Here is a 24,868-nt window from a genome sequence, read left to right as displayed (position 1 = left end):
GGTTACATTCCGAACCCGGAAGCTAAGCCTTACAGCGCCGATGGTACTGCAGGGGGGACCCTGTGGGAGAGTAGGACGCCGCCGAACAAATTTTGAGAAAACCCCCGCATCGAAAGATGCGGGGGTTTTCTGCATTCAGGGTCGATCAGTGCCTTTAGAACGTCACTTCCGTGGTGTCGACCGTTCCGCCGCGGCGGCCGGGGGCCTTCTGCCACTTCCAGTAGAGGTTGGTGTGGGCGATCACCTGCTCCGGGGCCGGCGCGCCGTACTGCGTGAGGTTCTCCGTGGTGTGGGCGTCGGCGACCAGGGTCGCGTCGTAGCCGCGGACCACCGCGCCGTGCAAGGTGGAGCGGATGCATTCGTCGGTCTGGGCGCCCGTGACCACGAGGCGGCCCACGCCGCGCTCGGCCAGGACGGTCTCCAGGTCGGTGGCCTCGAAAGAGTCGCCGTAGTTCTTGTGGATGAGGGGCTCGGTGGCTTCGCGGGTCAGCTCCGGTACGTACTGCCAAGGTTCGGTGTCGGGCTTCAGATGGTCGTCGGAGTGCTGGACCCAGATCACCGGGACGGCCTCGGCGCGGGCCTTGGTGAGCAGGGTGTTGATGTTGGCGATGACCTCGTCGCGGTTGTGGGAGCCGGCCACCACCCCGTTCTGTACATCCACGATCAGCAGGGCAGCGTTCGGGCGGTTCGGCAGAGTCGTCATGGCTTTCACGGTAGGGGGCGGCACTGACAACGGGCCGGGAGTAATCGAGTGAAGGGTCGGTTCGGGGGACTACCGTGTCCGCATGGGTGCCATGACCAGCGGTGATTACGTTATTCGTGCGATACGGGCCGACGAGTGGGAGGCCGTCAAGCAGTTGCGGCTCGATGCATTGCGGGACCCGGTGGCGCACCTCGCGTTCCTGGAGACGTACGAGAAGGCCGTGGCCGAACCGGACTCCTTCTGGCAGGGGAGGGCCGAACGGTCCGGTGAGGGGGCCACCGGGGTGCGTCAGTTCATCGCCGAAGGGGCGGACGGGGCGTGGGTCGGGAGCGTGACCGTTCTCGTCGAGGAGGCCGGGACGACGGACTGGGCCGGGTTCCCGGTCGAGCGGATGCAGGGGCACGTGGTCGGCGTGTTCGTACGACCTGAAGGGCGCGGGACCGGGTTGGTCAAGGCGCTGTTCGACGCGGGTGTGGAATGGGCCTGGGAACGCGGCGTCGAGCGGGTTCGGCTGCTCGTACACGAGGACAACGCTCGGGCGCAGGCCGCCTATCGCAAGCTGGGGTTCGCGCCCAGCGGGGTGACCGTGCCGTACGTGCACGGTGAGGAGCAGCGGGAGTTGGAGTTCGTGCTCGAACGAGCGTAACGGGAGTAACGGCGGCCGTCAGACCGGTAGTTCGTGGTGCGGCCAGCGGGCTCGGGCCTGTTCCCGGGAGCGGAGGAGGGCCAAGGTGGGGAGGCCGCGGTTCGCTCCTGTGGACAGGAGGTCCGGGAGCTGGGGGAGGGGAGCCACGGCCGCGATGTCGTCGAGGACCAGGGTCAGTGGTGGGTCGAGGCGACCGGAGGATGACCGTTCGGCCATGCGCCGGCCGCGCTCGACCACGCTGGAGACGAGGGCCGTCAGGAGGGGCATCGCGCCGGGGTTGGTCCTGGGGTCCTCGATGGATTCACCGACCACATAAAGCGTTCCCCCTTCGGCCACGAAGGAATCCAAGGCGAGGGCATCAGTTCGGTTGGGAGTGCATGCCTCGCGGATGTTGATGGTGGAGAGGGCGGACAGGGCTCGGGAGGCCAGTTCCTGGGCGATGTCACGGCGTTCGGGGTGCGCGGTGAGGGCGGCTTCGAGTTCGCCGGCCGAGCCTGGGGCTGCCTTGGGGTTCGTGCGGAGGGTGCGGACCGCTTCCTGGATTCCTGTGCCCTGGGACCAGCGGTGGACGTGGCGGATGGTGCGGCCGTCGATGGCTGCGGCGTGCAGGTAGCTGCGGAGGAGGGTTTCCGCGGTGTCGCTCACCGCCTGGTCCAGGCGGGCGGCGGGGCGTACGGGGGCGAGGAGCGCTGCCGCGCGGGAGGCCGCGGTTTCCTTGGTCTCGCAGGCTGTTGTGGGGGACCAGTGGAGACGGGCCGGGGTGTCGCAGAGGTGGGTGGGGTCGTAGAGGTGGACCGGGCCCAGTTTGGCTCTGGCGTCCTTGGTGTCCTGCCAGAGGGCGGGGTTGGAGGTGACGATGAGGATGGGGCCCTCTGCGTCGCGTACGGCTTGGGTGGCGGTGGCTTGGCGGGTTGCTGCGGGGGCGTAGTGCACCGCGCCTTCGTAGTGGGTGGTCGCCCACCCACCCACCTGTTCACCCTTGGACAGTGACGTGAGCGTCGAGGAGGTCGGCGCGGCCGGTGTCGAGTGGAGAGTCTCCGTCGGTGTCTGCGGCTCCCCGTCCGTGTTCGGCTTCGCCTCCGCTCCCGGCTCCGACTCCGCCCTCGGCGTCACCTCCGCCCTAGGCGTCGGGACCTCATAGTGGGCCGGTGTCGTCGGCGCCTCGTGGGGGGCGGCCGTGTCCGAGGTCCGAGCTTCATGGCGGCCCCGTTCCGCCGCGCGCGTCTCCGCCCCTCTCCTGGCCCGCACCACCCTCCACCTCGCCAGTGTTCCCATCACGAACACCGTCAGGACGAAGAGGACCATCAGCTGGCCGATGAGCAGGCCCCAGAAGAGGCCGTAGCCGGAGAGGGCCGTCTCCTCTGCCTCCGGCCAGGCGCCGGGGATGTCGTGGGGTTGGGCGATGAGGTGGCGCATGGCCAGGGGGGTGCGGGTGAAGGTGACGCCGGCCGGCCAGGAGCCGTTGGCGAACAGGCCCGCGAGGCCCGTGGCCGACCACACCAGCAGGGTCATGCCGAGGAGGAACGCGAGTATGCCGACCAGCAGGCCGTCAGGGATGCCTCCCTGGCCTTGCCGGCTGGTGCGCTCGCGGTCGTCCGGTCTCATGCCAGGGACACCCCTTCTACGCCACCGTCGACTCGGACGAGCCGTCCAGGTCGCCCAGGTGCTGCTCCATGAAGGCCGCCGCCCGTTCCTCCGCCTCCAGCTCGGCGGCGCGCAGCACGTCGTCGTCGGAGACCAGGTCGCTGGACGACTCCGTCATCGCGCGGTCCGTGAAGACCAGCGGGCGTTCCGTCTCGGTGACCAGGTGTTTGACCACCTGGACGTTGCCGTTGACGTCCCAGACCGCGATGCCGGGGGTGAGGGTCGGGATGATCTCGACCGCCCAGCGCGGCAGGCCCAGGACGCGGCCCGTCGCCCTCGCCTCGTCCGCTTTCTGGGCGTAGATCGTCCTCGTCGACGCCATCTTCAGGATGGCCGCAGCCTCCTTCGCCGCCGCTCCGTCCACCACGTCGGACAGGTGGTGGACGACGGCCACGAAGGACAGGCCCAGCCGGCGTCCGAACTTCAGCAGCCGCTGGAACAGCTGCGCCACGAACGGACTGTTGATGATGTGCCAGGCCTCCTCGACCAGGAAGATGCGCTTCTTCCGGTCGGGGCGGATCCAGGTGTGCTCCAGCCACACGCCGACGATCGCCATCAGGATCGGCATGGCGATGGAGTTGCGGTCGATGTGGGAGAGGTCGAAGACGATCAGCGGGGCGTCCAGGTCGATGCCCACCGTCGTCGGCCCGTCGAACATGCCGCGCAGGTCACCGTCGACCAGGCGGTCCAGCACCAGGGCGACGTCCAGGCCCCAGGCCCGTACGTCGTCTATGGCGACGTTCATCGCCTCGGCCGACTCCGGCTCGGGGTGGCGTAGCTGCTCGACGATGTCGGACAGGACCGGCTGGCGTTCGACGATCGTCTCGTTGACGTAGGCGTGGGCGACCTTGAGGGCGAAGCCGGAACGCTCGTCCAGGCCGTGGCCCATCGCGACCTCGATGATCGTGCGGAGCAGGGCCAGCTGGCCCGTGGTCGTGATCGAGGGGTCGAGCGGGTTGAGGCGGATTCCGTGGTCCAGGGCTGCCATCGGGTCCAGGCGGATGGGAGTTATTCCCAGCTCCTGCGCGACGAGGTTCCATTCGCCGACCCCGTCCTCGCCCTGCGCGTCCAGGACGACGACCTGGCGGTCGCGGAAGCGCAGTTGCCGTAGGACGTACGTCTTCTCCAGGGCCGACTTGCCGTTGCCGGACTCGCCGAGGACCAGCCAGTGCGGGGCCGGGAGTTGCTGGCCGTACAGCTGGAAGGGGTCGTAGATGTAGCCCTTGCCGGAGTAGACCTCGCGGCCGATGATGACGCCGGAGTCGCCGAGGCCGGGGGCGGCGGTGGGGAGGTAGACCGCCTGGGCCTGGCCCGTGGAGGTGCGCACCGGGAGCCGGGTCGTCTCGACCTTCCCGAAGAGGAAGGACGTGAAGGCGTCGGTGAGGACGGACAGCGGATCCCGCATCAGGTCCTACCTCCGAATGCCGGTGGCGAAGGGAAGTGTGTTCACGAAGGCGCGATGGTGCTCGCGGTCGCACCACTCCAGCTTGAGGTACGACTTGCCGGCCGAGGCCCTTATCGTCCGCTTGTCGCGGGCGAGCGCCTCGGGATTGCGGGAGGAGACGGTGATGTAGCCGACCAGGTTGACACCCGCGGCGCCGCTGGCGAGGTCCTCGCCGCGCTGGTCGAGGCGGCCGTGGGCGGCCACGTCACGCGGGTCGACGGTGCGGTTCATCTTGGCGGCGCGGGACGCCTCCGCCTCGTCGTTCGTCTTCTCCGTCAGCATGCGCTCGATGGCGACCTCGGTGGGTTCGAGGTCCATCGTGACGGCGACCGTGCGGATGACGTCCGGGGTGTGGACCAGCAGGGGCGCCAGGAAGTTGACGCCGACGGGGGTCATCGGCCACTCCTTCACCCAGGCGGTCGCGTGGCACCAGGGGGCGCGGGTGGAGGACTCGCGGGTCTTCGCCTGGAGGTAGGTGGGTTCCATGGCGTCCAGCTCGGCCGGCCAGGCGTTGCGCTTCGTCATCGCCTGGATGTGGTCGATCGGGTGGTCCGGGTCGTACATGGAGTGGATCAGGGACGAGAGGCGGCCCTGGCCCAGCGGCTGGCGGACCCGGATGTCCGCCTCCTGGAGGCGGGAGCAGATGTCGGTCAGCTCGCGGGCCATGACGACGGCGAGACCGGCGTCCCGGTCCAGCTTGCGGCCGGACTGCGGGCGGGCCGCCCGGGCCATGGCCTGTGCCTCGGCGGCCAGCTCACGGTTGAAGTGCATGCAGGCGACGAGGTAGGCGCGGTGCTGCTCGCTGCTGGTGGACACCATGGACTGGAGCTGCTCGTACGACTGCGCCAGCCACCCCGGTGCCTTCTCGTCGCCGCGTACGGCCACGTCCTTGGCGTGGGCGTCCGGGTCGGCCGGGAGGGTGCGGGCGAGCATCTGGAGGCGGGTGACGAAGCCGTCGCCGTTCGCCACGTGCTTGAGGAGCGTGCCGAAGCGGTCGACGAGGGCCTCCTGGTCCTCGCTGTCGCGCAGGCCGACGCCCGGCCCCTCGATCTCGATCGCCGCGGTGACCGTACGGCGGTCGGCGTGCAGGAGTACGGCGATCTCGTCGGGGCCGAAGGGCGCGGCCAGCCAGTTGATGCGGCCGATGCCGGGCGGCGGCCCGACCTCGATCTCCCGCCCGTCGATCCGCGTGCCGGCCTCCATGGCGGAGGAGCGGTAGGCGGTGCCCCGGCGGAGGGTCCGCTTGTAGCTGCGGTTGACCTCGAACCACTTGTAGAACGTGCGCTGCTTGTACGGCAGGTAGACCGCGGCCAGCGCGATCAACGGGAAGCCCGTCAGCAGCACGATGCGCAGGGAGAGGACGGGGACCAGAAGTCCGCACATCATGCCGAGGAACGCGCCCGTGATGATGAGCGCGATCTCGCCGGACTCGCGGTTCCGGCCGACGATCGCGTTCGGCCGGGCGCGGCCGATCAGATATGTACGGCGGGGCGTGACCGGATGGGACACGTGGGACTGGGTCGTCAACGCCCTTCACCTCCCGTGCGGTTGGTACTGCTGTTGCGGGTGTTGCTGGCGTGCGGGGTGTTCACCGGGCTGGGTGCGCGCGGCGCGGGCGTGGCGGAGGGGACGGATCCGCCGCCTCTGTTCGAGGTGCGCGTGCTGTGCGCGGCGACGCCACCGGAGGCGGGGTTGGCGGGGCGGGGGCCGTTGGAGCCGGACTGGCCTCCGCCGTTGTTGTCGGCGCGGGTGCTGTGCGTCTTGATGCCCTGTGCGACGAGGGTCGCCGGGGAGCTGATGACGGCCGCGGCCTTGCCTTCGGCGCCCTGCATGATGCGGTTGTTGCGGGAGTTCGCGATCTCGTCGCCGAAGCCGGGGACGAAGCGGTAGATCATCGCGCTGGCGAAGATGGCGAGCAGGATGATCGCGAGGCCGGAGACGACGGCGGAGAAGGCGTCGGGGCCGTCATCGGTGGACAGGGCTCCGGCCAGGCCGAGCACTATGACGATGACCGGCTTGACCAGGATCACGGCGATCATGATTCCGGCCCAGCGGCGCACGTGGCCCCACAGGTTCTTGTCGACCATGCCGGCGTAGACGACGGTGCCGAGGAGGGCGCCGACGTAGAGGAGCGCGGCGCGGATGACGAGCTCCAGCCACAGAACGCCGGCGGCGAGGATGGACACCAGGGAGACGACGATCAGCATGATCGGGCCGCCGCCGATGTTCTCGCCCTTGGCGAGGGCGCCGGAGAAGTTGCCGAAGAAGGTGTCGGTCTGGTTCCCGGTGGTCTTCGCCAGGACCTCGGAGATGCCGTCGGTCGCCGAGACGACCGTGTACAGGATCAGCGGGGTGAAGGCGGAGGCCAGCACGGTGAGCCACAGGAAGCCGACCGCCTCCGAGATGGCGGTGGTCAGTGAAACCCCGCGCACGGCCCGCTTGGCGACGGCCAGCAGCCACAGCAGCAGCGTCAGGACGGTCGACGCGGCGAAGACGACCGCGTACTGCTGGAGGAACTTGGGGTTCGTGAAGTCGACGTTCGCGGTGTCCTTCACGGCCTCGCTGAGCTTGTCGACGGTCCAGGAGGCGGCGTCGGCACAGCCCTTGGCGAGGGAGGAGAGGGGGTCGAGGGTGTCGGTGGTGCTGGGGGTGGTGGTGCCGGAGGGGGTGTTGCCGCGTTCGCAGTAATCCTTCGCGGGGCCTCGAATGAGATCGCACTCGCCGCTCGCGGAGGGCGACGGCGACGGACTGGGAGTCGGCGCGGCGAAGGCGCGTGTGGCCAGCAGCACCGCGGTCGCCTGCACGGCGGCGACAGCGGTGGTGACCTTGAGGAAGCGGTGGTTAGCGCGCATAGGTGAACCCTCCGTACTCCTCGACGGCCTTCGTCATGTCGTCAGCGGTGGAGGCCTTCTGGTCGCGCCCGACCGGGACGGGGCCGTCCGTCTGCTGGAAGTCCGTGATCTTCCAGTCGTTGTCGATCCACTTCAGCTCGTACGCGGTGGTGTACCAGCTCTCGGAAACGGGGTTGGTCGAGCTGTCACCGGACAGGCCGAAGAGCGACGTGTACCAGACCTCGACGGTGGCGCTGTCCGTGCCGGACGCCGTCACCTTGGTACCCACCGGGATGATCCGGGAGACGAAGGTCTGGCCGCTCGGCGCGGTGCCGTTCTTGGTGAGCCCGATGTTCGTCAGGAACTTCTCGCTCGAGTACGCGCTGTCCAGGTCCGTCTGGCGCGCGGCGGCGACATCGGGGGCGTAGACGGTGTTGACGATGTCGTGCCGTCTGGCCTTGGTGAACATGTCGGTCGAGCCCAGCGCGACGGAGTAGTTCGCCGCTGCGCTCTGTGCTCCCTGTTCATCGTGCGCGTACCCGGTCGGAATCCCACCCGCCTTCGACTCCACCGGCTTCGTCCCGCTCGCCGCAGTCGTCGACGTCTGTGGCTTGTCGGCGCTCGTGCTGCCGCTTTCGTTGCCGGCCGTGGACGCGGAACCGTCTCCTCCACGGTTCGCGAAGGCGATCGCCGCGATGAGCAGGACCACCACGCCGACCACCGTGATCAGGCTCCGTGACGGCGAGCGGCCGCTGCGTCGGGCGCCGCCGTAGGGGTCGCCGTCGGGCAGGCGGGTGCGGGTCTGGCCGGAGCCGCCGTATCCGTCGTCGTCACCGGTGCGTGCGGTGTCGCCGTAACCGTGCTCGTCCCCGAGGCTCATGCCGCGTACGCCCTCTCGACCTCGTACCGAAAAGCGTAGAAGTACGACGGTAGCCGTGCTGGTTCCCGCGCGGGCGCGGTGTGGTGACTCGACATCAGGGAAACGCAACCTCAGCCGGTGGGCACGACGGGCGGGTGGGGATGGAGGTGGGACCGGGCGTGCCCGGGCGGGGCGGGGTTATACGGCCATGCCGTACACGATGGTGAACAGCGTGCCGAGCGAGCCGATGATGAAGACGCCCGTGAGGCCGGCGATGATGAGCCCCTTGCCCTGTTCCGCGCTGAACGTGTCGCGCAGGGCGGTCGCGCCGATACGCTGCTTGGCGGCGCCCCACACGGCGATGCCGAGGCAGAGCAGGATGGCGACCGCCATCACGACCTCGATCATCACCTTGGCCTCGTTGCCCAGGCTGCCGAAGGGGCCCCAGTCCGGAGCGATCCCGCCGATGATGGTGTTGATGTCTCCCTTGTCGGCCGCAAAGAGCATGTAAGTCACCGCCCCTGGTGGGTAGTTCCGAGCGACCCCTGCGGTGTGCAGAGGTCAGGCCCCATTGTCGCCGACAATGCCGCTGTCGCATGTCGACTTGGCGTCATTGATTGGCGGGTTTCGTACGAGCACCTGGCGAAGCACCGTATGGTCACTCTGTGTATCACGGCAGGTCACGCCGGGCAACGAAGTCAGAGCGGAACCTGTGGTGTGGTTCCGTCGTTGACCCTTTTTCGTGTCGATGTTCTCGGGGTGAAGGTTATCGGGTACGACGAACGGGCCGCGGCTGGGTGCCGCGGCCCGTTCTCCCCTTGCCACGTGGCCCCCACGGTCCACGGTGGCGTGCTGTGGTGACTGATCGTCAGCCGGTGAAGGCGGCGACTCCCTCCGGGGTGCCCCATCCGGTCGGGCCGTCATAGCCCGTCGTGGCGGTGCAGAAGTAGCTGGTGGTGCAGGTGCCGTTGTTGCCGGAGGTCACGTCGTTGAGGGCCGAGGTGCCGGCCGCCGTGTAGGGGAACTTCGCCGGGTAGGAACCGGAGGACGGCGTGCCCGCGAGGGCGTACACGCCCGCGATGATGGGCGAGGAGACGCTGGTGCCGCCGAAGGTGTACCAGCCCGCCGTGATGCCGTACGAGTCGTAGACCGCGACGCCGGTGGCCGGGTCCGCGACCGCCGAGACGTCGGAGATCATGCGCTTGGTGCAGCCCGTGTCGGTCTGCCAGGTCGGCTTGGCGTCGTAGGCGGAGCAGCCGGAGCCGGTGCCCTCGGTGCTGCTGGTCTTCCAGACCGTTTCGGTCCAGCCGCGGGTGGTGGAGGTGGCCTTGGTCAGCGCGGTGCCGCCGACGGAGGTGACGTACTGCGAGGCCGCCGGGTACTCGGCGCCGTAGCCCGAGTCACCCGCGCTGACGGTGATGGCGACACCGGTGTGCTTGAAGTACGAGGTGTCGTAGGTGGAGTCGGAGGACGACTCGGAGCCGCCGTAGCTGTTGGAGACGTACTTCGCGCCGAGGGTGACCGCCTCGTTCACCGCGGTGCCGAGGTTGGCCATGGTGGCGGACTTGGCCTCGACGAGCAGGATGTTGCAGTTCGGGCAGATGGCGCTGGCCATGTCGAGGTCGAGGGAGATCTCCTCGGCCCAGCCGGTGTTGCTCGTCGGCAGTGAGGTCGTGGAGCCGGTCTGACTGACCTTCTTGAAGCAGCCGTTGGCGGTGGTGCACGCCGACAGGCCGTAGTACGAGCGGTAGGTGGCGAGGTCCGCCTCGGCGTTGGGGTCGTTGTACGCGTCGACGATGGCGATGGTCTCGCCCGCGCCGTTGGACGCGGCGGCCGAGGTCAGGCCGTACGCGGCCCGCAGATCGGTCGGCCCGAAGCCGGACGGGGTGGTGGCGTCGGCGGCCTTGGGCGTGACGCCCTTGGCGTAGGCCTTCTCCGCCATGTACTCGGTGACGCCGCTGGTGACTCGCTTGGCGTTACAGGCCGCGACGTCCGCCTTGGTGGGTGTCGCGCACGCTCTGGTCCAGCTGACGTGAGGGGCGACCTTCGCGACGCCGCTCTGCGCGTCCGCCGCTCCGGCGCTGCCGAAGCCGGCGAGGACGAGGGCCGCGGTGCCGAGGGCAGCTGCGCCCATGCGGCGCAGGCTGCGGCGTATGACGGGTCTGTCGGGGTGTGTGGTGCGCAACGTACAGCCTCCTGAGAACGGTTGACAGGGGCGGTGCGGGTGCGCCGCCGGTACGGTGTCCCCGGCGGGGGGCCTGGCGGCCCGCAGATGACCATCGCTTGTTGAGTACGCGACAACAAGACGAGTTGTCGATTCCTGACCTCCGCCTTACTGAAGGCGGTTCGGGCTTACCAGTCAGTGGCGGGGGGATGGACGGGCGATGGCTGGCTCTTGACCTTGGGCACAGGGGGCACACAGGGTGGGGCGGGGTGGAGTAGGAGGCGCCTGTTGGGGGCACGCAGGGGCGAGTTGGGTGTGCGTGCCTTGGTGGCGTGGCCGTGGGGGCCGCCCGCTTCTTTGCGGTGTCGTGCTTCGAGCGGGGTTCGCGTCTTATAGCCGGGTCATACCGCGCCGTCTACGAAATGGTCGAACTCCCCCGCCTGCACGCCCAGTACGAAGGCATCCCACTTCCGACGGTTCGTCGTGACCACGTTGTCCGGGTCGCTCGTCTCGCGGATGTAGACGGGCGCGTCCCCGTCGTCCCCCTCGCCGAAGGCGATCTCGATCCAGGGGCCCGGGCCGGTTGCCTCCGGCGGGGCGGCGCGTTCCCAGGTGAGGTTCGGGGGGATGGGGTCAGGCATGGTGGGGGTCCTTCTTGAGTACGTGGAGGAGGGCGCCGAAGGCGGCGGGGGTGGAGGTGAGTATCGCGGCGGTGGGGTCGCTGGTTTCGGTTATGTGGATTGCTTCAGGGGTGGGGGCGGCGGCGGCGACGTGGAGGCAGGAGTTGCCCTCGGAGCAATAGGACGATTTCTGCCAGTTCATGAAGTTTCCTTAAAGGTCTCGCATCACGGCGTGAATCAGGACTCGGGTCTTCTCCGGGCTCAGGGCTACAGCTGCTACCCGTTCGAAGAGCGCGCGGTATTTGTGCAGTTGGGCCTCGGCGTCGAGGAAGGCGGCGCCATGGGACTGGTCGAGTTGGACGGTGTCCAGTTGGGGTACCGCCCCGTGCGCGTAGGCGATCGACTGCCCGGATCCTGGGTAGGCCCCGACGTCGAAGGTGATGGCGTGCAGGGTGATGTGGTCTTGGTCGCTCATGTCGAGCAGGTGTTGCAGCTGTTGCCGGGCGATCGTGGGACCGCCGACCTTCATACGAAGAGCGGCTTCGTGGACGACCGCTTTGTACGGGGTGGGCTCCGCGCGGTAGAGGACCGCTTGGCGCTTGATGCGGAATGAAAGGCGGTGCTCGATGTCGGGAGGTGAGAGCTCGGTGACCGCCTGACGGAAGATCTCGAGCGCGTACTCGCGCGTCTGAAGCAGGCCGGGGATGCGGGCCGTGGTGGAGTCGCGCAAAGCCTGGGCGTGGTGTTCCAGCTCGGCCAGGTCGAGGAGGGGGGCGGGCAGGATCTCGCGGTATTCCTCCCACCAGCCACGTCTGCGGTCGCCGGTCATCCCGACCAGCGCCTTGATCAAGGCCGTGTCCGAGCAGTCGTAAGTGCTGGCCATGGTGCGCACCCGCTCGGCGCTTACGCCCGCTCGGCCGGCCTCCATGTTGCTGATCTGGTTCGGCTTCACGCCCAGCAGTTGACCGGCCTCCGCTGCCGTCAGGCCTGCGTGCTCCCGAAGTTTGCGCAGTTCAAGACCCAAGCGGAGTTGACGACCCGTCGGACTGCTTCTCACGGGCTTGCCCGCCTCCTTGCTCTGGCGTGTCACTCACAGGAGTGGTGTGTCAGTGATTTATCGGGAATCGGTTAAAGGGTTACACGCGTATCGCTAGCTTAGAACCCAGGCGCCCTCACTCCCGGAAGCGCACCGCCCGACGGGGTGGCATGCCACTGGGCATCCGACCAACTCCCCTCAGTGACCGGAGACTTCCATGCCCACCGTATCCCCGCCCTGGACCTACACCCTCCAACTCCCGCACGACCCACGCGCCCCCGGCGTCGCCCGCGCCACCCTTCGTACCGTCCTCTCCGCCCACGGCCTCGCCGAACTCACCCCCACCGCCGAACTCCTGGCCGCCGAGCTGCTCGGCAACGCCCACCTCCATACCGCCGGCCCCTACGCCCTCCGTCTCCTCTCGGCGGAACCCGGGAGACTCCGCATCGCCGTCTGGGACACCGACCCCCGCGTCCCGCCCGGCTTTGCCTCCGACGGCGCCCCCGTCGCCCTACCCCCGTCCGACGCCGAACACGGACGTGGGCTGCACCTCGTACAGGCGTGTGCGGACACGTGGGGTGTCTCCGTGCTGCGGGAGCTGGGCGCGTCGAAGGGCGGGAAGCTGCTGTGGGCCGAGTGTCAGACGGTTGGCCTAACGTAGTCATGTGGCGACGGAACGTAAGGGAGGCGTGGTGTGGCGAAGGTTGAGCAGCGACACAGGAGCGCGGCCGCGTGCGCGGAGCCTGACGCGGAGGCGGGGGAGGGACTCGCACAGTACGGTGGATTCGACGCCGAGCCGGAGCCGGAAGGATGGAGGTCGGACACCATGTCGATGCCGTCCGTGCCTCGGATCCATCCCAAGCCCCGCCCCGGGAATCTGCGCGAAGTCGCCGAGAAGGTCGAGGAAGCGACAGGTCTGCGGGTTCAGGTTCTGGGAGGGAAGCTCGTGATGTCACCGACGCCGCGAGGCAAGCACGCGGGTGTGCTGAGGCGGCTGCGTCGGCAGCTCGACGCGGCGATGCCCGAAGGGCTGGACATGTATGAGATGTCCTCGATCGCATCGCCGGAAGACCCCGATGACTATGCGACGCCGGACCTGATCGTCCTGCCCACCGAATGGGACGAGGACGACGGTTGGCTGGCCGACTCGGAAGATGCAGCGCTCGCCGTGGAAGTCATCTCGCAGTCCGAGAAGTCCAGGGAGATCAGGGACAAAGCCGACTGGTACGCGGTTGCCCGCGTCCCCCTCCTTCTCGTCATCGACCCGCGCAAGGGCACCTGGTCCCTGCACACCAACCCCGACAACGGCGCCTACCAGGACGTCATGCCCGGCAAGTTCGGCGAATCCGTGCGGCTGCCCGAGCCGCTGGGCGTCGAGGTCGCCACCGACGGCTTCCCGGTGTACGGCACTCCGCCGCCCCGCGTCTGACGTTCCCCTCACCTTCACGCGACAAGGTGGGCCCGATGAAGCGCACCCTCCGCACCCTCCGCCCCGTGGGCACCCGCAGGCGCACGCTGCTCGGCGCGCTCGCGCTGCTGGTCGTCGCGTCGGCCTCGGAGGCGGCCGCGGACGACGGGACCGGTCCCCTGGGTGTAACCACGACCACGGGCCGGTCGGCGCAAGCCGCGCGGGTAGGTGCGCTGTTCCCGGCCGACCGCGGCTCCGGTCTCGCCGGCGAGCACTTCTGTACCGCCTCCGTGGTGCACAGCCCGCACCGGAACCTCATCGTCACCGCGGCGCACTGCCTTGACGGGAAGGGGAGCCACGACCTCGTCTTCGCGCCCGGGTACCGGGACGGCAAGGCTTCCCACGGCTTGTGGAAGGTCGGGCGGCTGTTTCTGCCCGACGGGTGGGCCGACGGGCAGGACGAGGACAGCGACGTCGCCTTCGCCGTCGTCGAGCCGCAGGGCGAGAAGGGGATCGAGGACGTCGTCGGCGCGAACCGGTTCGCCGCCGGGGTGGCCACCGGGGCGACCGCGCTGACCGTCACCGGGTATCCCGACTCCCGCGACGTGCCCATCAGCTGCACCAACAAGCCCACCGCGCACAGCTCCACGCAACAGCGCATCGACTGCCCCGACTTCAGCGGCGGCACCAGCGGCAGCCCCTGGGTGAACGGCAACGGACAGGTCGTCGGCGTGCTCGGCGGGCACGAGCAGGGTGGGGCCACCGACGACATCTCGTACAGCGTGGTGTTCGGGGAAGAAGCAGCGGAGTTGTATCAGGACGCCGCGAGCGCTCCCTGAACCCCCACACCCATCGGCAGCCGTTGACCGCCACCGACGCGCGCATACGCGTCGACCTTTCCCATGATCACCCCTTACCGCAGGGGTCGCCTCTACACTGACGTGGGCGTACTCCCGGGCGGTGAGGGGCGGTTGACGGTGCGTAAGACGTGGGTCGTGGTGACCGCTGTCGCCGGTGCCGGTCTCGCCTTCATGATGCTGCTCGTCGTCGGGGTCTACGTCGTCGCCGGGAACCTCGCGGGCGGGGTGAGCGGTGGGACCAAGGCGTTGGCCAAGGGGGCCGTGCCCGCGGCGTATCAGACGCTTGTGCAGAAGTGGGGCAATCTGTGTTCCGCCCTCAACCCGGCCCTGCTCGCCGCCCAGCTGTACCAGGAGAGCGGGTTCAACCCGAGCGCCAAGAGTCCGGCGGCCGCGCAGGGGATAGCGCAGTTCATCCCGGGGACATGGGCCACGCACGGCATCGACGGTGACGGGGACGGCGACCGCGACGTATGGGATCCGAATGACGCGATTCCATCGGCCGCTTCGTACGACTGTCAGCTCGCGTCGTACGTGAAGGACGTGCCGGGCGATGCCACCCACAACATGCTCGCCGCCTACAACGCGGGGGCGTACGCGGTCATCAAGTACGGGGGCGTTCCGCCGTACAAGGAGACCCAGAACTACGTGAAGACGATCACGACTCTGGAGGACTCCTTCGCCGCGCCGGTCACTCGGGTCGATCCGTCCAAGCAGGCCGCGGGGGCCATCTACTACGCGCAGAAGAAGCTGGGCACTCCCTATCTGTGGGGTGGCAACGGTACGGCCGACCAGGGCGGACGGTTCGACTGCTCGGGGCTGACCAAGGCCTCGTACGAGAGTGTGGGGATCACGCTCCCGCGCGTCGCCAACGACCAGTACAACGCCGGGCCGCATCCGAAGAGGGACGAGCTGTTGCCCGGGGATCTGGTGTTCTTCTCGGACGACCTCACCAACTCGCGGGCCATCCGGCATGTGGGTATTTATGTGGGCGGCGGGTACATGATCGACGCGCCGAGAACAGGTGCTGTGATCCGGTTCGACCCGATCGACACCCCCGACTACTTCGGGGCCACGAGGGTCACCGAAGATGGCGCGAAAGCGCTCCCCACCACGGTGTGAACCGAGCGTGAACCCACCCCCTGAGCTGCGATGATGTATCTCTCTTCGATAACGTCTGCGTGATCATTCGGTGGAGTGTGGAACGTAGTAACAGGGGCTGTGCGTTCCTGTTCACGTAGCCCGGCGGACGTCAGTCGGCACGTGTCACGTGCGCGTGTGTGTGCAGCGGAGCGGAAGCGGATCTACAGACCACGGGGGTGGTGGGCAGGAGCGGCGCACGTGAGGTGCGTCCGGAAGAACGACGAAGGGGCCGCAGCGCCATGGCTGGACTCGCCGAATCCGGGTCGAACCCCGACGTCGACCTGCTCTACGACATCAACGGTCTGGCCAAGGACGCGCCGCACTGGTTCGACCGCATGGTCGAGTTCGTGGGCGAGTACGGGCTGTTGCTCGCCATGGTGCTCCTGGTGCTCTGGTGCTGGTGGACCGTGCGGCGGCGGGGCGGGGACGAAGCCGCCACGTCCGTGGCCGCGCTGGTGTGGGCGCCGTTGGCGGCGGGCATCGCGGTGCTGGTGAACGTGCCGATACGGGGGTTCGTGGAGCGGCCCCGGCCCTTCCGTGACCACCAGGGACTCGATGTGCTCGTCCCGGGCAAGACCGACTACTCCTTCGTGAGCGATCACGCCACCCTCACCATGGCGATGGGCGTCGCGCTGTTCGTCGCGAACCGGAGGTTCGGACTCGTCGGGATCGGACTGGCGCTGCTCGAAGGGTTCTGCCGGGTCTACATGGGTGTGCACTACCCGACGGACGTCATCGGCGGGTTCGCGCTCGGTACGGCCGTGGCGCTGCTGCTGTCGCCGCTGGCCATGCTGATGCTCACCCCGGTGATGAAGGCGGTGGAGCGCTCGCCCCGCGCCGGGCGGCTGATCCGGCGCCGGTCGGCCGGGGACCCTCGGGACGCGGTGGTTCCGGGTGCGCGGAGTGCGTCCTCGGCAGGGGCCGAGGAACGGGATCTCGCGGCCTGAGGCCTTTCAGAGAGCCTGCGGGTAGGTGAAGAACCGGTTCGGGTCGTACTGCTTCTTCAACTGGGCCAGGCGCGTTGCCGCGTCGCCGTAGTACGCCTTCCGCCAGTCCGTCAGAGTCGGGTCGGTGTAGTTCTGGTAGGCCGCGCCCGAGGCGTACGGCTTCATCGCGTTGTGGGCCGCGGTCAGCCAGGACTGGGCCGTGGAGCCCGACGCCCCCGCCCCCCAGGACACGATGTACTGCGCCAGCATGCGCGAGCGGCGGTGCACGAAGGCCGTCGCCGTGGGGGAGACGCGGTTGACCGCGCCGCCGAGGGCCGTGAAGGCAATGCTGCCGGAGCCGCCGCGGGCCGACTTGATCTGGGCGAGCAGCGTCTGGATGCCGGCCGTGGACAGGGAGCGGTCGAAGAAGTCCGACTTCGCCGCGTACGTCTCCCGGCCCAGCGCGCCCTGCGGGGAGCGGCCCGGGGTCGCGCCCGGCAGGTGACACTGGGCGTCGGAGGAGAAGGAGGAGCAGCCGGCGTAGATCTCCATCGCCTCCTCGTAGCCGCGGCGGCGGAGCGAGACGCTGCTCGCCGGGGCGCCGATGCGGTCGGCGAGGCGGTCGACGGCGTTCTGCAGTTCGCCGTACGTGCCGAGGGAGAAGGCCGCGACGGAGACCTTGGGCGTGCTGCCGGAGCTCTCCAGGTGCAGCGAGGACCAGATCTCGTCCGGCTGGGACGGGCCCCACTCCTGCCAGGCCTTCACCACCGCGGCCGCCTTCGCCCACGGCCAGGTCATGTACGCGGTGACGGCCTGGGGAGCGGTGTGGGTGCGGAACCGCAGCTCGGTGACGACGCCGAAGTTGCCGTTGCCCGCGCCACGCAGGGCCCAGAACAGATCCTTGTTCTCGGTGGCGTTGGCGGTCAGCTGCTTGCCGTCCGCCGTGATCAGGGTCGCCTGGGTGAGGCTGTCGCAGGTCAGGCCGTACGCGCGGGAGGCCACGCCGTGACCGCCGCCCAGCACCAGGCCGGAGACGCCCACGGTCGGGCACGAGCCCGCCGGGATCGTCACGCCCCTCGCGGCGAGCGCGCGGTAGACGTCGATCAGCTTGGCGCCGGCGCCGACGACCGCCGTGCCGCCGCTGCTGCGGACCGCGTTGAGCTTGGAGACGTCGACGACCAGACGGCCGTTGCCCGAGGACCAGCCCGCGTAGGAGTGGCCGCCGTTGCGGATCGACACCTGGATGTGGTGGGCGCGGGCGTACGCCAGGGTCGTACGGATGTCGTCGGCGTGGGAGACGTAGGCGACGGCCGCCGGCTTCAGATCGTCGAAGCGGGTGTTGTAGAGCCGGTGGGCCGCCTGCCACTTGGCGTCGCCGGGGCGTACGAGGACGCCGTCCAGGTCACGGGCGAGCGCGGTCCAGTTCGCGGGGGCCGTGGCGGCGGTGGTGCGCAGGGAGGCGGAGGAGGTGGCGGACGCGTCCGCGGTCGTCGAGGGCGGAGTGCGCTGCGACGGCACGGCCGACCCGGTGCCCCCGCCCTTGCACCCGGCCACCGCTACCGCCGCTGTCGCGGCCGCGCCGCCTACGATGAACGTACGCCGTTCCATGTGGCCTCCTGCTGGCTCTCGTCGAACGAGACGGATCCCCGGGCTGAGGGGTTCCAGGGAAGGGGCGGCGGATCTGCATAGCGCGCCCTGTGGCAGGGGTGGTCGTGGGCCGGCATCGCGTCGGAACCTCCACGTGTTCTCCCTGTGAGCAATCCGTGACCTAACCGCACCGTCCTCAGGGGTTCACCCGCCGTTCACTTCCGTCCGTAGGTCGCTTCACCTGATCTGCCTAATTTCGGCCTTACCGATGACGGACGCACTGCGCAGACGCGTTCGCATCACCCGCAGCACTCCGTCTTCGCACGCCGCCGATCAGGCCGGCGGCTCCTGGAAGGAATTCCCTCAGTGAAGCTTCAGCGCAAGAACCGGCGAGTTCTCGCTCTCGGCGCTCTCGCCGTCTCCGGCGCCCTGGCCCTCACGGCGTGCGGCTCGGACGACACCGGCAGCAGCAGCGGTGGCAGCAGCGCCTCCGCGAGCACCGGTGGCAGCAACATCAAGTGTGACGACGCCAAGGGGCAGCTGCTCGCCGACGGCTCCTCCGCGCAGAAGAACGCGATCGACGCCTGGGTCAAGGCCTTCACTGCCGCCTGCTCGGGCGTGCAGATCAACTACAAGGGTGGCGGCTCCGGCGCCGGCGTCACCGCGTTCACCCAGGGCACGGTCGCCTTCGCCGGTTCGGACTCCGCGCTGAAGCCCGAAGAGGTCACCGCGTCGAAGTCGGTCTGCTCCAGCGGCCAGGGCATCGACCTCCCGATGGTCGGCGGCCCGATCGCCCTCGCCTACAAGCTCGACGGCGTGGACAACCTCGTCCTGGACGCCCCGACCATCGCCAAGATCTTCGACGGCAAGATCACCAAGTGGAACGACGCCGCGATCAAGGCGCTGAACCCGAGCGCCACGCTGCCCGACCTGAAGATCCAGGCGTTCCACCGCTCGGACGAGTCCGGCACCACGGACAACTTCACCAAGTACCTGATCGCCACCACCCCGGACAACTGGAAGTACTCCGGCGGCAAGGCCTGGCAGGCCAAGGGCGGTCAGGCCGCGTCCGGCTCCAGCGGTGTCGCCGCGGGCGTCAAGGCGACCAACGGCGCCATCGGCTACATGGAGCTGTCGTACGCCAAGGACGGTCTGTCGACCGTCTCCATCGACACGGGTGCCTCCGCCCCGGTGGCGGCCTCCTCCGACGGTGCCACCAAGGCCATCGCGGACGCCAAGGTCGTCGGCACCGGCAGCGACCTGGCGCTCAAGATGAACTACACGACCAAGGCCGACGGCGCCTACCCGATCACCCTGGTCACGTACGAGATCATCTGCGACAAGGGCAACAAGTCCGACACCCTGCCGGCCACCAAGGCGTTCCTGCGCTACATCGCCAGCGAGGACGGCCAGAACATCCTCTCCGGCATCGACTACGCCCCCGTCCCCGCCGACATCATCGCCAAGGTCCGCACCACCATCGAGGGCCTGAGCTGATCTGAAGGTGCGGTCCAGTACCGGGAACCCGGGACTGGACCGCACCGTCCGGTGCACCGCCGCCATGAGCCGTCCACTGCGTACGGCTCCGCCGAGCCGCTCCGACCGAGCGGCTCCGCAGACCGGAGAAACCGATGGAAATATCGACACAGAACACACAGGCTCCACCTCCAACGCCCCAGCCCTCCGTGGGCGAGCAGAAGCGTGCCGCCCGCGGCGCCACCCGGCCCGGTGACCGCATCTTCCTCGGTCTCTCCCGCGGGTCGGGCATCCTGCTGCTGGTGATCATGGCCGCGATCGCGGTCTTCCTCACCTACCGTGCCTCGCTCGCCATCAGCAAGGACCACGGAAACTTCCTCACCGCCTTCGAGTGGAACACCGGCCTCCAGCCGCCGGTCTTCGGCATCGCCGTCCTGGCCTTCGGCACGATCGTCTCCTCGATCGTCGCCATGCTCCTCGCGGTCCCGATCGCCGTCGCCATCGCGCTCTTCCTCACGCACTACGCCCCGCGCAAGCTGAGCGGCCCCATCGCGTACGTGATCGACCTGCTCGCCGCCGTACCGTCCATCGTGTACGGCCTGTGGGGCGCCCTGATCCTCGTACCGCACATGAACGGCCTGTTCAGCTGGCTCAACGACTACTTCGGCTGGACCGGCATCTTCTCCTGGGAGGAAGGCGCCCCGCGCTCGATGCTCACCGTCGGCATCCTGCTCGCGATCATGATCCTGCCGATCATCACCAACGTGAGCCGCGAGGTCTTCCGCCAGGTCCCGCAGATGCACGAGGAGGCGGCCCTGGCCCTCGGCGCCACGCGCTGGGAGGTCATCCGCATGGCGGTGATCCCCTTCGGCCGCTCCGGCGTCATCTCCGCCTCGATGCTCGGCCTCGGCCGCGCGCTCGGCGAGACGATGGCCGTCGCCACCGTGCTCTCCCCGGACTTCGACATCCACGCCAGCCTGCTCAACCCGGGCGGCGGTACCTTCGCCCAGAACATCGCCAGCAAGTTCAGCGAGGCGTCGGAGTTCGGCCGTGACGCGCTCATCGCCTCCGGTCTGGTCCTGTTCGTCATCACCCTGCTGGTCAACGGCGCGGCCCGCATGATCATCGCCCGCCGCAAGGAGTACTCGGGGGCCAACGCATGAGCCACGCAGCCGTCGTCACCGACAAGCAGCCCAGCACGCTTCGTGGCGCCAGCCTCCCCAGATGGTCGCCGTGGGCCATCGCCGCGGGCTCCCTCGCCCTCGCGGTCGTCATCGGCCTCGCCGCCGACCTGCACAGTCGCATCCAGTGGGGCCTGATCGCCGCGCTCCTGTTCGTCTTCGGCACATACGGCATCGCCGCCCGCGTCGAGGGCCGCCGCCAGGCCAAGGACCGCATCGCGACCTCGCTCATCTGGGTCTCCTTCCTGATCGCGCTGATCCCGCTGGTCTCCCTGGTCTGGGTGACCGTGCAGCGCGGTGTGAAGGTCCTCGACGTCTACTTCCTGACCCACTCCATGGGTGTGGTCGCCGACTCCGAGCCGGGCGGCGGTATCTACCACGCCATTCTCGGCAGCCTCGAGCAGGTCGGACTCGCCACCGCGATCGGTGCGCCGATCGGTGTGCTCACCGCGATCTACCTCGTCGAGTACGGGCGCGGCAGCCTCGCCAAGTCCGTCACCTTCTTCGTCGACGTCATGACGGGCATCCCGTCGATCGTCGCGGGTCTGTTCATCCTCAGCCTCATGCTGAACTTCGACATGCAGCCCTTCGGCTTCGCCGGCTCGCTCGCCCTGGCGATCCTGATGATGCCGGTCGTCGTCCGCTCCACGGAGGAGATGCTCAAGCTCGTCCCGAACGAGCTGCGCGAAGCCTCCCTGGCGCTCGGCATCCCGAAGTGGCGCACGATCCTGAAGGTGGTCCTGCCGACCTCCATCGGCGGCATCACCACCGGCATCATGCTGTCGATCGCCCGTATCGCGGGCGAGACCGCGCCGGTGCTGCTGCTGGTGTTCGGCAACCCGTTCATCAACGCCAACCCCTTCGAGGGTGCGCAGGCCTCGCTGCCGCTGTACATCTACCAGCAGTACTCGCAGAGCGGTGGATCGACGGCGGCCTACGACCGTGCCTGGGCGGCGTCGCTGACGCTGATCGCCTTCGTGATGATCCTGAACCTGGTGGCCCGCGGCATCGCCCGCTGGAAGGCCCCGAAGACCGGTCGCTGACGCGGCCACCGGCGACTGAAGACTCTGGAAGTGAAGCAGTAATGGCCAAGCGAATCGACGTAAGCGGACTCACCGCTTTCTACGGCTCCCACAAGGCGATCGAAGACATCTCGATGACGGTCGAGCCCCGCTCGGTGACGGCCTTCATCGGCCCCTCGGGCTGCGGCAAGTCGACGTTCCTGCGCACGCTGAACCGTATGCACGAGGTCACCTCCGGTGGCCGCGTCGAGGGCAAGGTGCTACTGGACGACGAGGACCTCTACGGCGCCGGCATCGACCCGGTGTCCGTGCGGCGCGAGGTCGGCATGGTCTTCCAGCGCCCGAACCCCTTCCCCACGATGTCGATCTTCGACAATGTGGCGGCGGGGCTGCGCCTGAACGGCAAGTACAAGAAGAGCGAGCTGAACGACGTCGTCGAGAAGTCGCTCAAGGGCGCGAACCTGTGGAACGAGGTCAAGGACCGCCTGAACAAGCCCGGCTCGGGTCTCTCCGGCGGTCAGCAGCAGCGGCTGTGCATCGCCCGCGCGATCGCTGTCGAGCCGAACGTCCTGCTCATGGACGAGCCCTGCTCCGCCCTCGACCCGATCTCCACCCTCGCCATCGAGGACCTGATCGGTGAGCTGAAGGAGCGCTTCACGATCGTCATCGTGACGCACAACATGCAGCAGGCGGCGCGCGTCTCGGACCGTACGGCGTTCTTCAACCTCGCGGCGGTCGGACAGCCCGGCAGGCTCATCGAGATCGACGACACGGAGCGGATCTTCTCCAACCCGTCGGTCCAGGCGACCGAGGACTACATCTCGGGCCGCTTCGGCTAGGCCGACGCTCCGAATAGACCCCTCGCGGTGCTGCATGGCGGTGCCACCGCGAGGCCAAGAAGGGCCCGCCCCCTGGCTCCCGGGGGGCGGGCCCATCGTCGTCCACCGGCACGTGAGGGCTCCGCCCCCTGACGACCGTTCGGCCTTGACGGCCTCGTCCTCAAACGCCGGACGGGCTGGGATAGCACCGACCGGCGTTTCCAAGCCACCGTTGCGTGTGGTCCGCGGGCATGGGTCCCCGGCCGCTACAGGAACGCCAGCTTCACGATCCCGTACGACGCCGCAGCCACCAGCGCGGCCGCCGGCATCGTGATGAACCAGCCCAGGACGATGTTCTTGGCGACGCCCCACCGCACCGCGTTCACGCGCTTCGTCGCGCCGACGCCCATGATCGCCGAGGTGATGACGTGGGTCGTGGAGATGGGCGCCTTGAAGAGGTACGCCGTGGTGAACATGATCGACGCACCGGTCGTCTCCGCGGCGAAGCCCTGCGGCGGGTCCAGTTCGATGATCTTGCGGCCGAGGGTGCGCATGATGCGCCAGCCGCCGGCGTACGTGCCCAGGGACAACATCATCGCGCAGACGAGCTTGACCCAGACCGGGATCGGGTCGCTGTAGTCCTCGACGTCGGCGATGACCAGCGCCATCACCACGATGCCCATCGTCTTCTGGGCGTCCTGGAGACCGTGGCCGAGCGCCATGCCCGCCGCCGAGACGGTCTGGGCGATGCGGAAACCGCGCTTGGCCTTGTGCGGGTTGGCCTTGCGGAAGATCCACATGATCGCGGTCATGACCAGGTAGCCGACGATCAGGCCGACGACCGGCGACAGGAACATGGGGATGACGATCTTGTCCAGTACCCCGTTCCAGTAGACCGTCGTACCGCCCGCGAGCGCGGCGCCGACCATGCCGCCGAACAGCGCGTGGGAGGAGGAAGAGGGCAGGCCGAAGTACCAGGTGATCAGGTTCCAGGTGATCGCGCCGACCAGTGCCGCGAAGAGGATGCCCATCCCCTTCGAGCCCTCGGGCGTCTGAATGATGCCCTCACTGACGGTCTTGGCGACCCCGCTGCCCAGGAAGGCACCGGCGAGGTTCATGACCGCGGCCATGGCGAGGGCCGCGCGCGGCGTCAGCGCCCGGGTCGAGACGGACGTCGCGATCGCGTTGGCCGAGTCGTGGAAGCCGTTGGTGTAGGTGAAGAAGAGCGCGACCGCGATGGTCACGACCAGAGCGAGGGTGTCCATGGACTGGCTCAGGACTCCTTGACCGCGATGGTCTCCACCGTGTTGGCGACGTGCTCGAAGGCGTCCGCCGCCTCCTCCAGCACGTCCACGATCTGCTTCAGCTTCAGCACCTCGATCGCGTCGTACTTGCCGTTGAAGAGCGTGGCGAGCAGCTTGCGGTGGATCTGGTCCGCCTGGTTCTCGAGGCGGTTGACCTCGATCCAGTACTCGGTCAGGTTCCGCATGGTCCGGAGGTTCGGCATGGCCTCGGCGGTCAGCTCCGCCGCCCGCGCCAGCACCTCGATCTGCTGCTCGACGCCCTTCGGCAGCTCCTCCACGTTGTAGAGGACGACCAGGTCGACGGCCTCCTCCATGAAGTCCATGATGTCGTCGAGGGAGGACGCGAGGTTGTAGATGTCCTCGCGGTCGAAGGGCGTGATGAAGGAGGAGTTCAGCTGGTGGAAGATCGCATGCGTGGCGTCGTCACCGGCGTGTTCCGCGGCCCGCATACGCTCTGCGATCTCGGCCCGGGCGGAAGCGTCCGCCCCGAGCAGTTCCATCAGGAGTTTCGAGCCCGTGACGATGTTGTCCGCGGATGCGGCAAACATGTCGTAGAAGCTCGTCTCCCTGGGGGTCAGACGAAAGCGCACGTGGGGTCCTCGGGATGCATTGGTTTCGGTCAGGCTGATGCTAGGCGCATCATCCGGCCACGGCTAATGGGCCGTCCCCCAGTGTCGCCCATCGGGCAGAGTGATCAGCACAGGGTCCGGTACCGGCCATGGGCAAGGGCCCTGTACCCAGCAAAGTTCGTTACCATATACCCACCAGGGGTATCAGTTAGCAGGAGGACGCGATGACGACCACCGAGGCCGGAGCGACGGCGCCCTCCGAAGCAGCCGTACCCGAAACAGCCGTATCCGAAGCGGCCGTATCCGAAGCGGCCGCATCCGAAGCGACCGTGCACGGATACCACAAGCAGAAGGACGAGCACCTCAAGCGCCTGCGCCGGATCGAGGGCCAGATCCGCGGATTGCAGCGCATGGTCGACGAGGACGTCTACTGCATCGACATACTCACCCAGGTGTCCGCCTCCACCAAGGCCCTGCAGTCCTTCGCCCTGCAGCTCCTGGAGGAACACCTGCGCCACTGCGTCGCCGACGCTGCCGTCAAGGGCGGTGCCGAGATCGACGCCAAGGTGGAAGAGGCGACGAAGGCGATCGGCCGGCTGCTGCGCACCTGACATCCGCCGGGCGGGGCCG

Annotated in this window: 25 protein-coding genes and 1 rRNA gene; 12 read left to right on the top strand and 14 right to left on the bottom strand. The window is 68.6% G+C overall.

Annotated elements, in window-relative coordinates:
- A 5S ribosomal RNA gene (rrf, locus tag ABT114_RS26100) occupies positions 1 to 87 on the top strand; the annotation flags it as partial.
- A 67-nt stretch (positions 88 to 154) separates the two neighbouring features.
- On the opposite strand, the gene ABT114_RS26095 is transcribed toward rrf, so the two are convergent.
- The gene (locus ABT114_RS26095) at positions 155 to 703 is read right to left on the bottom strand and encodes a cysteine hydrolase family protein (protein ID WP_351145279.1); all 549 of its coding nucleotides are present in this window, start codon (positions 701 to 703) and stop codon (positions 155 to 157) included.
- 91 nt (positions 704 to 794) lie between these two features.
- Between ABT114_RS26095 and ABT114_RS26090 the strand changes: the two genes are divergently transcribed.
- Positions 795 to 1,349 (top strand): GNAT family N-acetyltransferase, encoded by a 555-nt coding sequence (locus tag ABT114_RS26090; RefSeq protein WP_351145296.1) that lies wholly within the window; start codon positions 795 to 797, stop codon positions 1,347 to 1,349.
- An 18-nt stretch (positions 1,350 to 1,367) separates the two neighbouring features.
- On the opposite strand, the gene ABT114_RS26085 is transcribed toward ABT114_RS26090, so the two are convergent.
- The 10 genes from ABT114_RS26085 to ABT114_RS26040 form a co-directional block, all read right to left on the bottom strand.
- On the bottom strand, positions 1,368 to 2,954 hold the full coding sequence (locus ABT114_RS26085) for a type IV secretory system conjugative DNA transfer family protein (RefSeq protein WP_351145278.1): 1,587 nt from the start codon (positions 2,952 to 2,954) through the stop codon (positions 1,368 to 1,370).
- A 16-nt stretch (positions 2,955 to 2,970) separates the two neighbouring features.
- Entirely contained in the window at positions 2,971 to 4,398 is a 1,428-nt protein-coding gene (locus tag ABT114_RS26080) for an ATP-binding protein (RefSeq protein ID WP_351145277.1), read from the bottom strand.
- A gap of 6 nt (positions 4,399 to 4,404) precedes the next feature.
- Positions 4,405 to 5,964, bottom strand: a complete 1,560-nt coding sequence (locus ABT114_RS26075; RefSeq protein WP_351145276.1) for an SCO6880 family protein — start codon at positions 5,962 to 5,964, stop codon at positions 4,405 to 4,407.
- Positions 5,961 to 7,289 (bottom strand): hypothetical protein, encoded by a 1,329-nt coding sequence (locus ABT114_RS26070; RefSeq protein ID WP_351145275.1) that lies wholly within the window; start codon positions 7,287 to 7,289, stop codon positions 5,961 to 5,963. Before ABT114_RS26070 ends, ABT114_RS26075 begins: the two co-directional genes overlap by 4 nt.
- The gene (locus ABT114_RS26065; RefSeq protein ID WP_351145274.1) at positions 7,279 to 8,148 is read right to left on the bottom strand and encodes a hypothetical protein; all 870 of its coding nucleotides are present in this window, start codon (positions 8,146 to 8,148) and stop codon (positions 7,279 to 7,281) included. Before ABT114_RS26065 ends, ABT114_RS26070 begins: the two co-directional genes overlap by 11 nt.
- Before the next feature lie 177 nt (positions 8,149 to 8,325).
- The gene (locus tag ABT114_RS26060; protein WP_014673544.1) at positions 8,326 to 8,634 is read right to left on the bottom strand and encodes a DUF8827 family protein; all 309 of its coding nucleotides are present in this window, start codon (positions 8,632 to 8,634) and stop codon (positions 8,326 to 8,328) included.
- 361 nt (positions 8,635 to 8,995) lie between these two features.
- Positions 8,996 to 10,312 carry a S53 family peptidase gene (locus tag ABT114_RS26055; protein WP_502988384.1) on the bottom strand — a complete coding sequence of 439 codons (1,317 nt, stop codon included), beginning with the start codon at positions 10,310 to 10,312 and terminating at the stop codon, positions 8,996 to 8,998.
- Positions 10,313 to 10,692: 380 nt separating this feature from the next.
- Positions 10,693 to 10,932, bottom strand: coding sequence for a DUF397 domain-containing protein (locus ABT114_RS26050; RefSeq protein WP_351145272.1), 240 nt, complete (start codon positions 10,930 to 10,932; stop codon positions 10,693 to 10,695).
- Positions 10,925 to 11,113, bottom strand: a complete 189-nt coding sequence (locus ABT114_RS26045; RefSeq protein ID WP_351145271.1) for a DUF397 domain-containing protein — start codon at positions 11,111 to 11,113, stop codon at positions 10,925 to 10,927. The genes ABT114_RS26050 and ABT114_RS26045 overlap by 8 nt, the downstream gene beginning before the upstream one ends.
- Positions 11,114 to 11,122: 9 nt before the next feature.
- On the bottom strand, positions 11,123 to 11,968 hold the full coding sequence (locus ABT114_RS26040) for a helix-turn-helix domain-containing protein (RefSeq protein WP_351145270.1): 846 nt from the start codon (positions 11,966 to 11,968) through the stop codon (positions 11,123 to 11,125).
- A 196-nt stretch (positions 11,969 to 12,164) separates the two neighbouring features.
- Between ABT114_RS26040 and ABT114_RS26035 the strand changes: the two genes are divergently transcribed.
- From ABT114_RS26035 to ABT114_RS26015, 5 genes are all read left to right on the top strand, one after another.
- The gene (locus ABT114_RS26035) at positions 12,165 to 12,608 is read left to right on the top strand and encodes an ATP-binding protein (RefSeq protein WP_351145269.1); all 444 of its coding nucleotides are present in this window, start codon (positions 12,165 to 12,167) and stop codon (positions 12,606 to 12,608) included.
- Between the two features lie 165 nt (positions 12,609 to 12,773).
- Positions 12,774 to 13,376 (top strand): Uma2 family endonuclease, encoded by a 603-nt coding sequence (locus ABT114_RS26030; RefSeq protein ID WP_351145268.1) that lies wholly within the window; start codon positions 12,774 to 12,776, stop codon positions 13,374 to 13,376.
- A 35-nt stretch (positions 13,377 to 13,411) separates the two neighbouring features.
- Entirely contained in the window at positions 13,412 to 14,194 is a 783-nt protein-coding gene (locus ABT114_RS26025) for a trypsin-like serine peptidase (protein ID WP_351145267.1), read from the top strand.
- A 132-nt stretch (positions 14,195 to 14,326) separates the two neighbouring features.
- On the top strand, positions 14,327 to 15,334 hold the full coding sequence (locus tag ABT114_RS26020; protein ID WP_502988386.1) for a C40 family peptidase: 1,008 nt from the start codon (positions 14,327 to 14,329) through the stop codon (positions 15,332 to 15,334).
- Between the two features lie 260 nt (positions 15,335 to 15,594).
- Entirely contained in the window at positions 15,595 to 16,302 is a 708-nt protein-coding gene (locus ABT114_RS26015) for a phosphatase PAP2 family protein (protein WP_351145266.1), read from the top strand.
- A 6-nt stretch (positions 16,303 to 16,308) separates the two neighbouring features.
- Here the strand turns inward: ABT114_RS26015 and ABT114_RS26010 are convergent, their stop codons facing one another.
- Complete coding sequence (locus ABT114_RS26010) at positions 16,309 to 17,889, bottom strand: FAD-binding oxidoreductase (RefSeq protein ID WP_351145265.1); 1,581 nt, start codon at positions 17,887 to 17,889, stop codon at positions 16,309 to 16,311.
- 345 nt (positions 17,890 to 18,234) lie between these two features.
- Here ABT114_RS26010 and pstS point away from each other — a divergent pair, with 345 nt between their 5' ends.
- From pstS to pstB, 4 genes are all read left to right on the top strand, one after another.
- Positions 18,235 to 19,365, top strand: coding sequence for a phosphate ABC transporter substrate-binding protein PstS (gene pstS / locus ABT114_RS26005; protein ID WP_351145264.1), 1,131 nt, complete (start codon positions 18,235 to 18,237; stop codon positions 19,363 to 19,365).
- A 134-nt stretch (positions 19,366 to 19,499) separates the two neighbouring features.
- The gene (pstC, locus tag ABT114_RS26000; RefSeq protein WP_351145263.1) at positions 19,500 to 20,507 is read left to right on the top strand and encodes a phosphate ABC transporter permease subunit PstC; all 1,008 of its coding nucleotides are present in this window, start codon (positions 19,500 to 19,502) and stop codon (positions 20,505 to 20,507) included.
- Positions 20,504 to 21,568 (top strand): phosphate ABC transporter permease PstA, encoded by a 1,065-nt coding sequence (pstA, locus tag ABT114_RS25995; RefSeq protein WP_351145262.1) that lies wholly within the window; start codon positions 20,504 to 20,506, stop codon positions 21,566 to 21,568. The genes pstC and pstA overlap by 4 nt, the downstream gene beginning before the upstream one ends.
- A 41-nt stretch (positions 21,569 to 21,609) precedes the next feature.
- Positions 21,610 to 22,386: a phosphate ABC transporter ATP-binding protein PstB gene (pstB, locus tag ABT114_RS25990; protein WP_351145261.1), complete on the top strand. Its 777-nt coding sequence runs from the start codon at positions 21,610 to 21,612 to the stop codon at positions 22,384 to 22,386.
- Between the two features lie 245 nt (positions 22,387 to 22,631).
- On the opposite strand, the gene ABT114_RS25985 is transcribed toward pstB, so the two are convergent.
- Positions 22,632 to 23,630 carry an inorganic phosphate transporter gene (locus ABT114_RS25985; RefSeq protein WP_351145260.1) on the bottom strand — a complete coding sequence of 333 codons (999 nt, stop codon included), beginning with the start codon at positions 23,628 to 23,630 and terminating at the stop codon, positions 22,632 to 22,634.
- A gap of 8 nt (positions 23,631 to 23,638) precedes the next feature.
- Complete coding sequence (locus ABT114_RS25980; RefSeq protein ID WP_351145259.1) at positions 23,639 to 24,259, bottom strand: DUF47 domain-containing protein; 621 nt, start codon at positions 24,257 to 24,259, stop codon at positions 23,639 to 23,641.
- Between the two features lie 203 nt (positions 24,260 to 24,462).
- Here ABT114_RS25980 and ABT114_RS25975 point away from each other — a divergent pair, with 203 nt between their 5' ends.
- Positions 24,463 to 24,849: a metal-sensitive transcriptional regulator gene (locus tag ABT114_RS25975; RefSeq protein WP_351145258.1), complete on the top strand. Its 387-nt coding sequence runs from the start codon at positions 24,463 to 24,465 to the stop codon at positions 24,847 to 24,849.
- Positions 24,850 to 24,868 lie beyond the last annotated feature (19 nt).

It is taken from the genome of Streptomyces sp. NPDC002088 (assembly GCF_040296605.1).
GTDB lineage: Bacteria > Actinomycetota > Actinomycetes > Streptomycetales > Streptomycetaceae > Streptomyces.
Note: the sequence above shows the minus strand (reverse complement) of the source record. Positions and strands in the feature narration are given on the sequence as shown.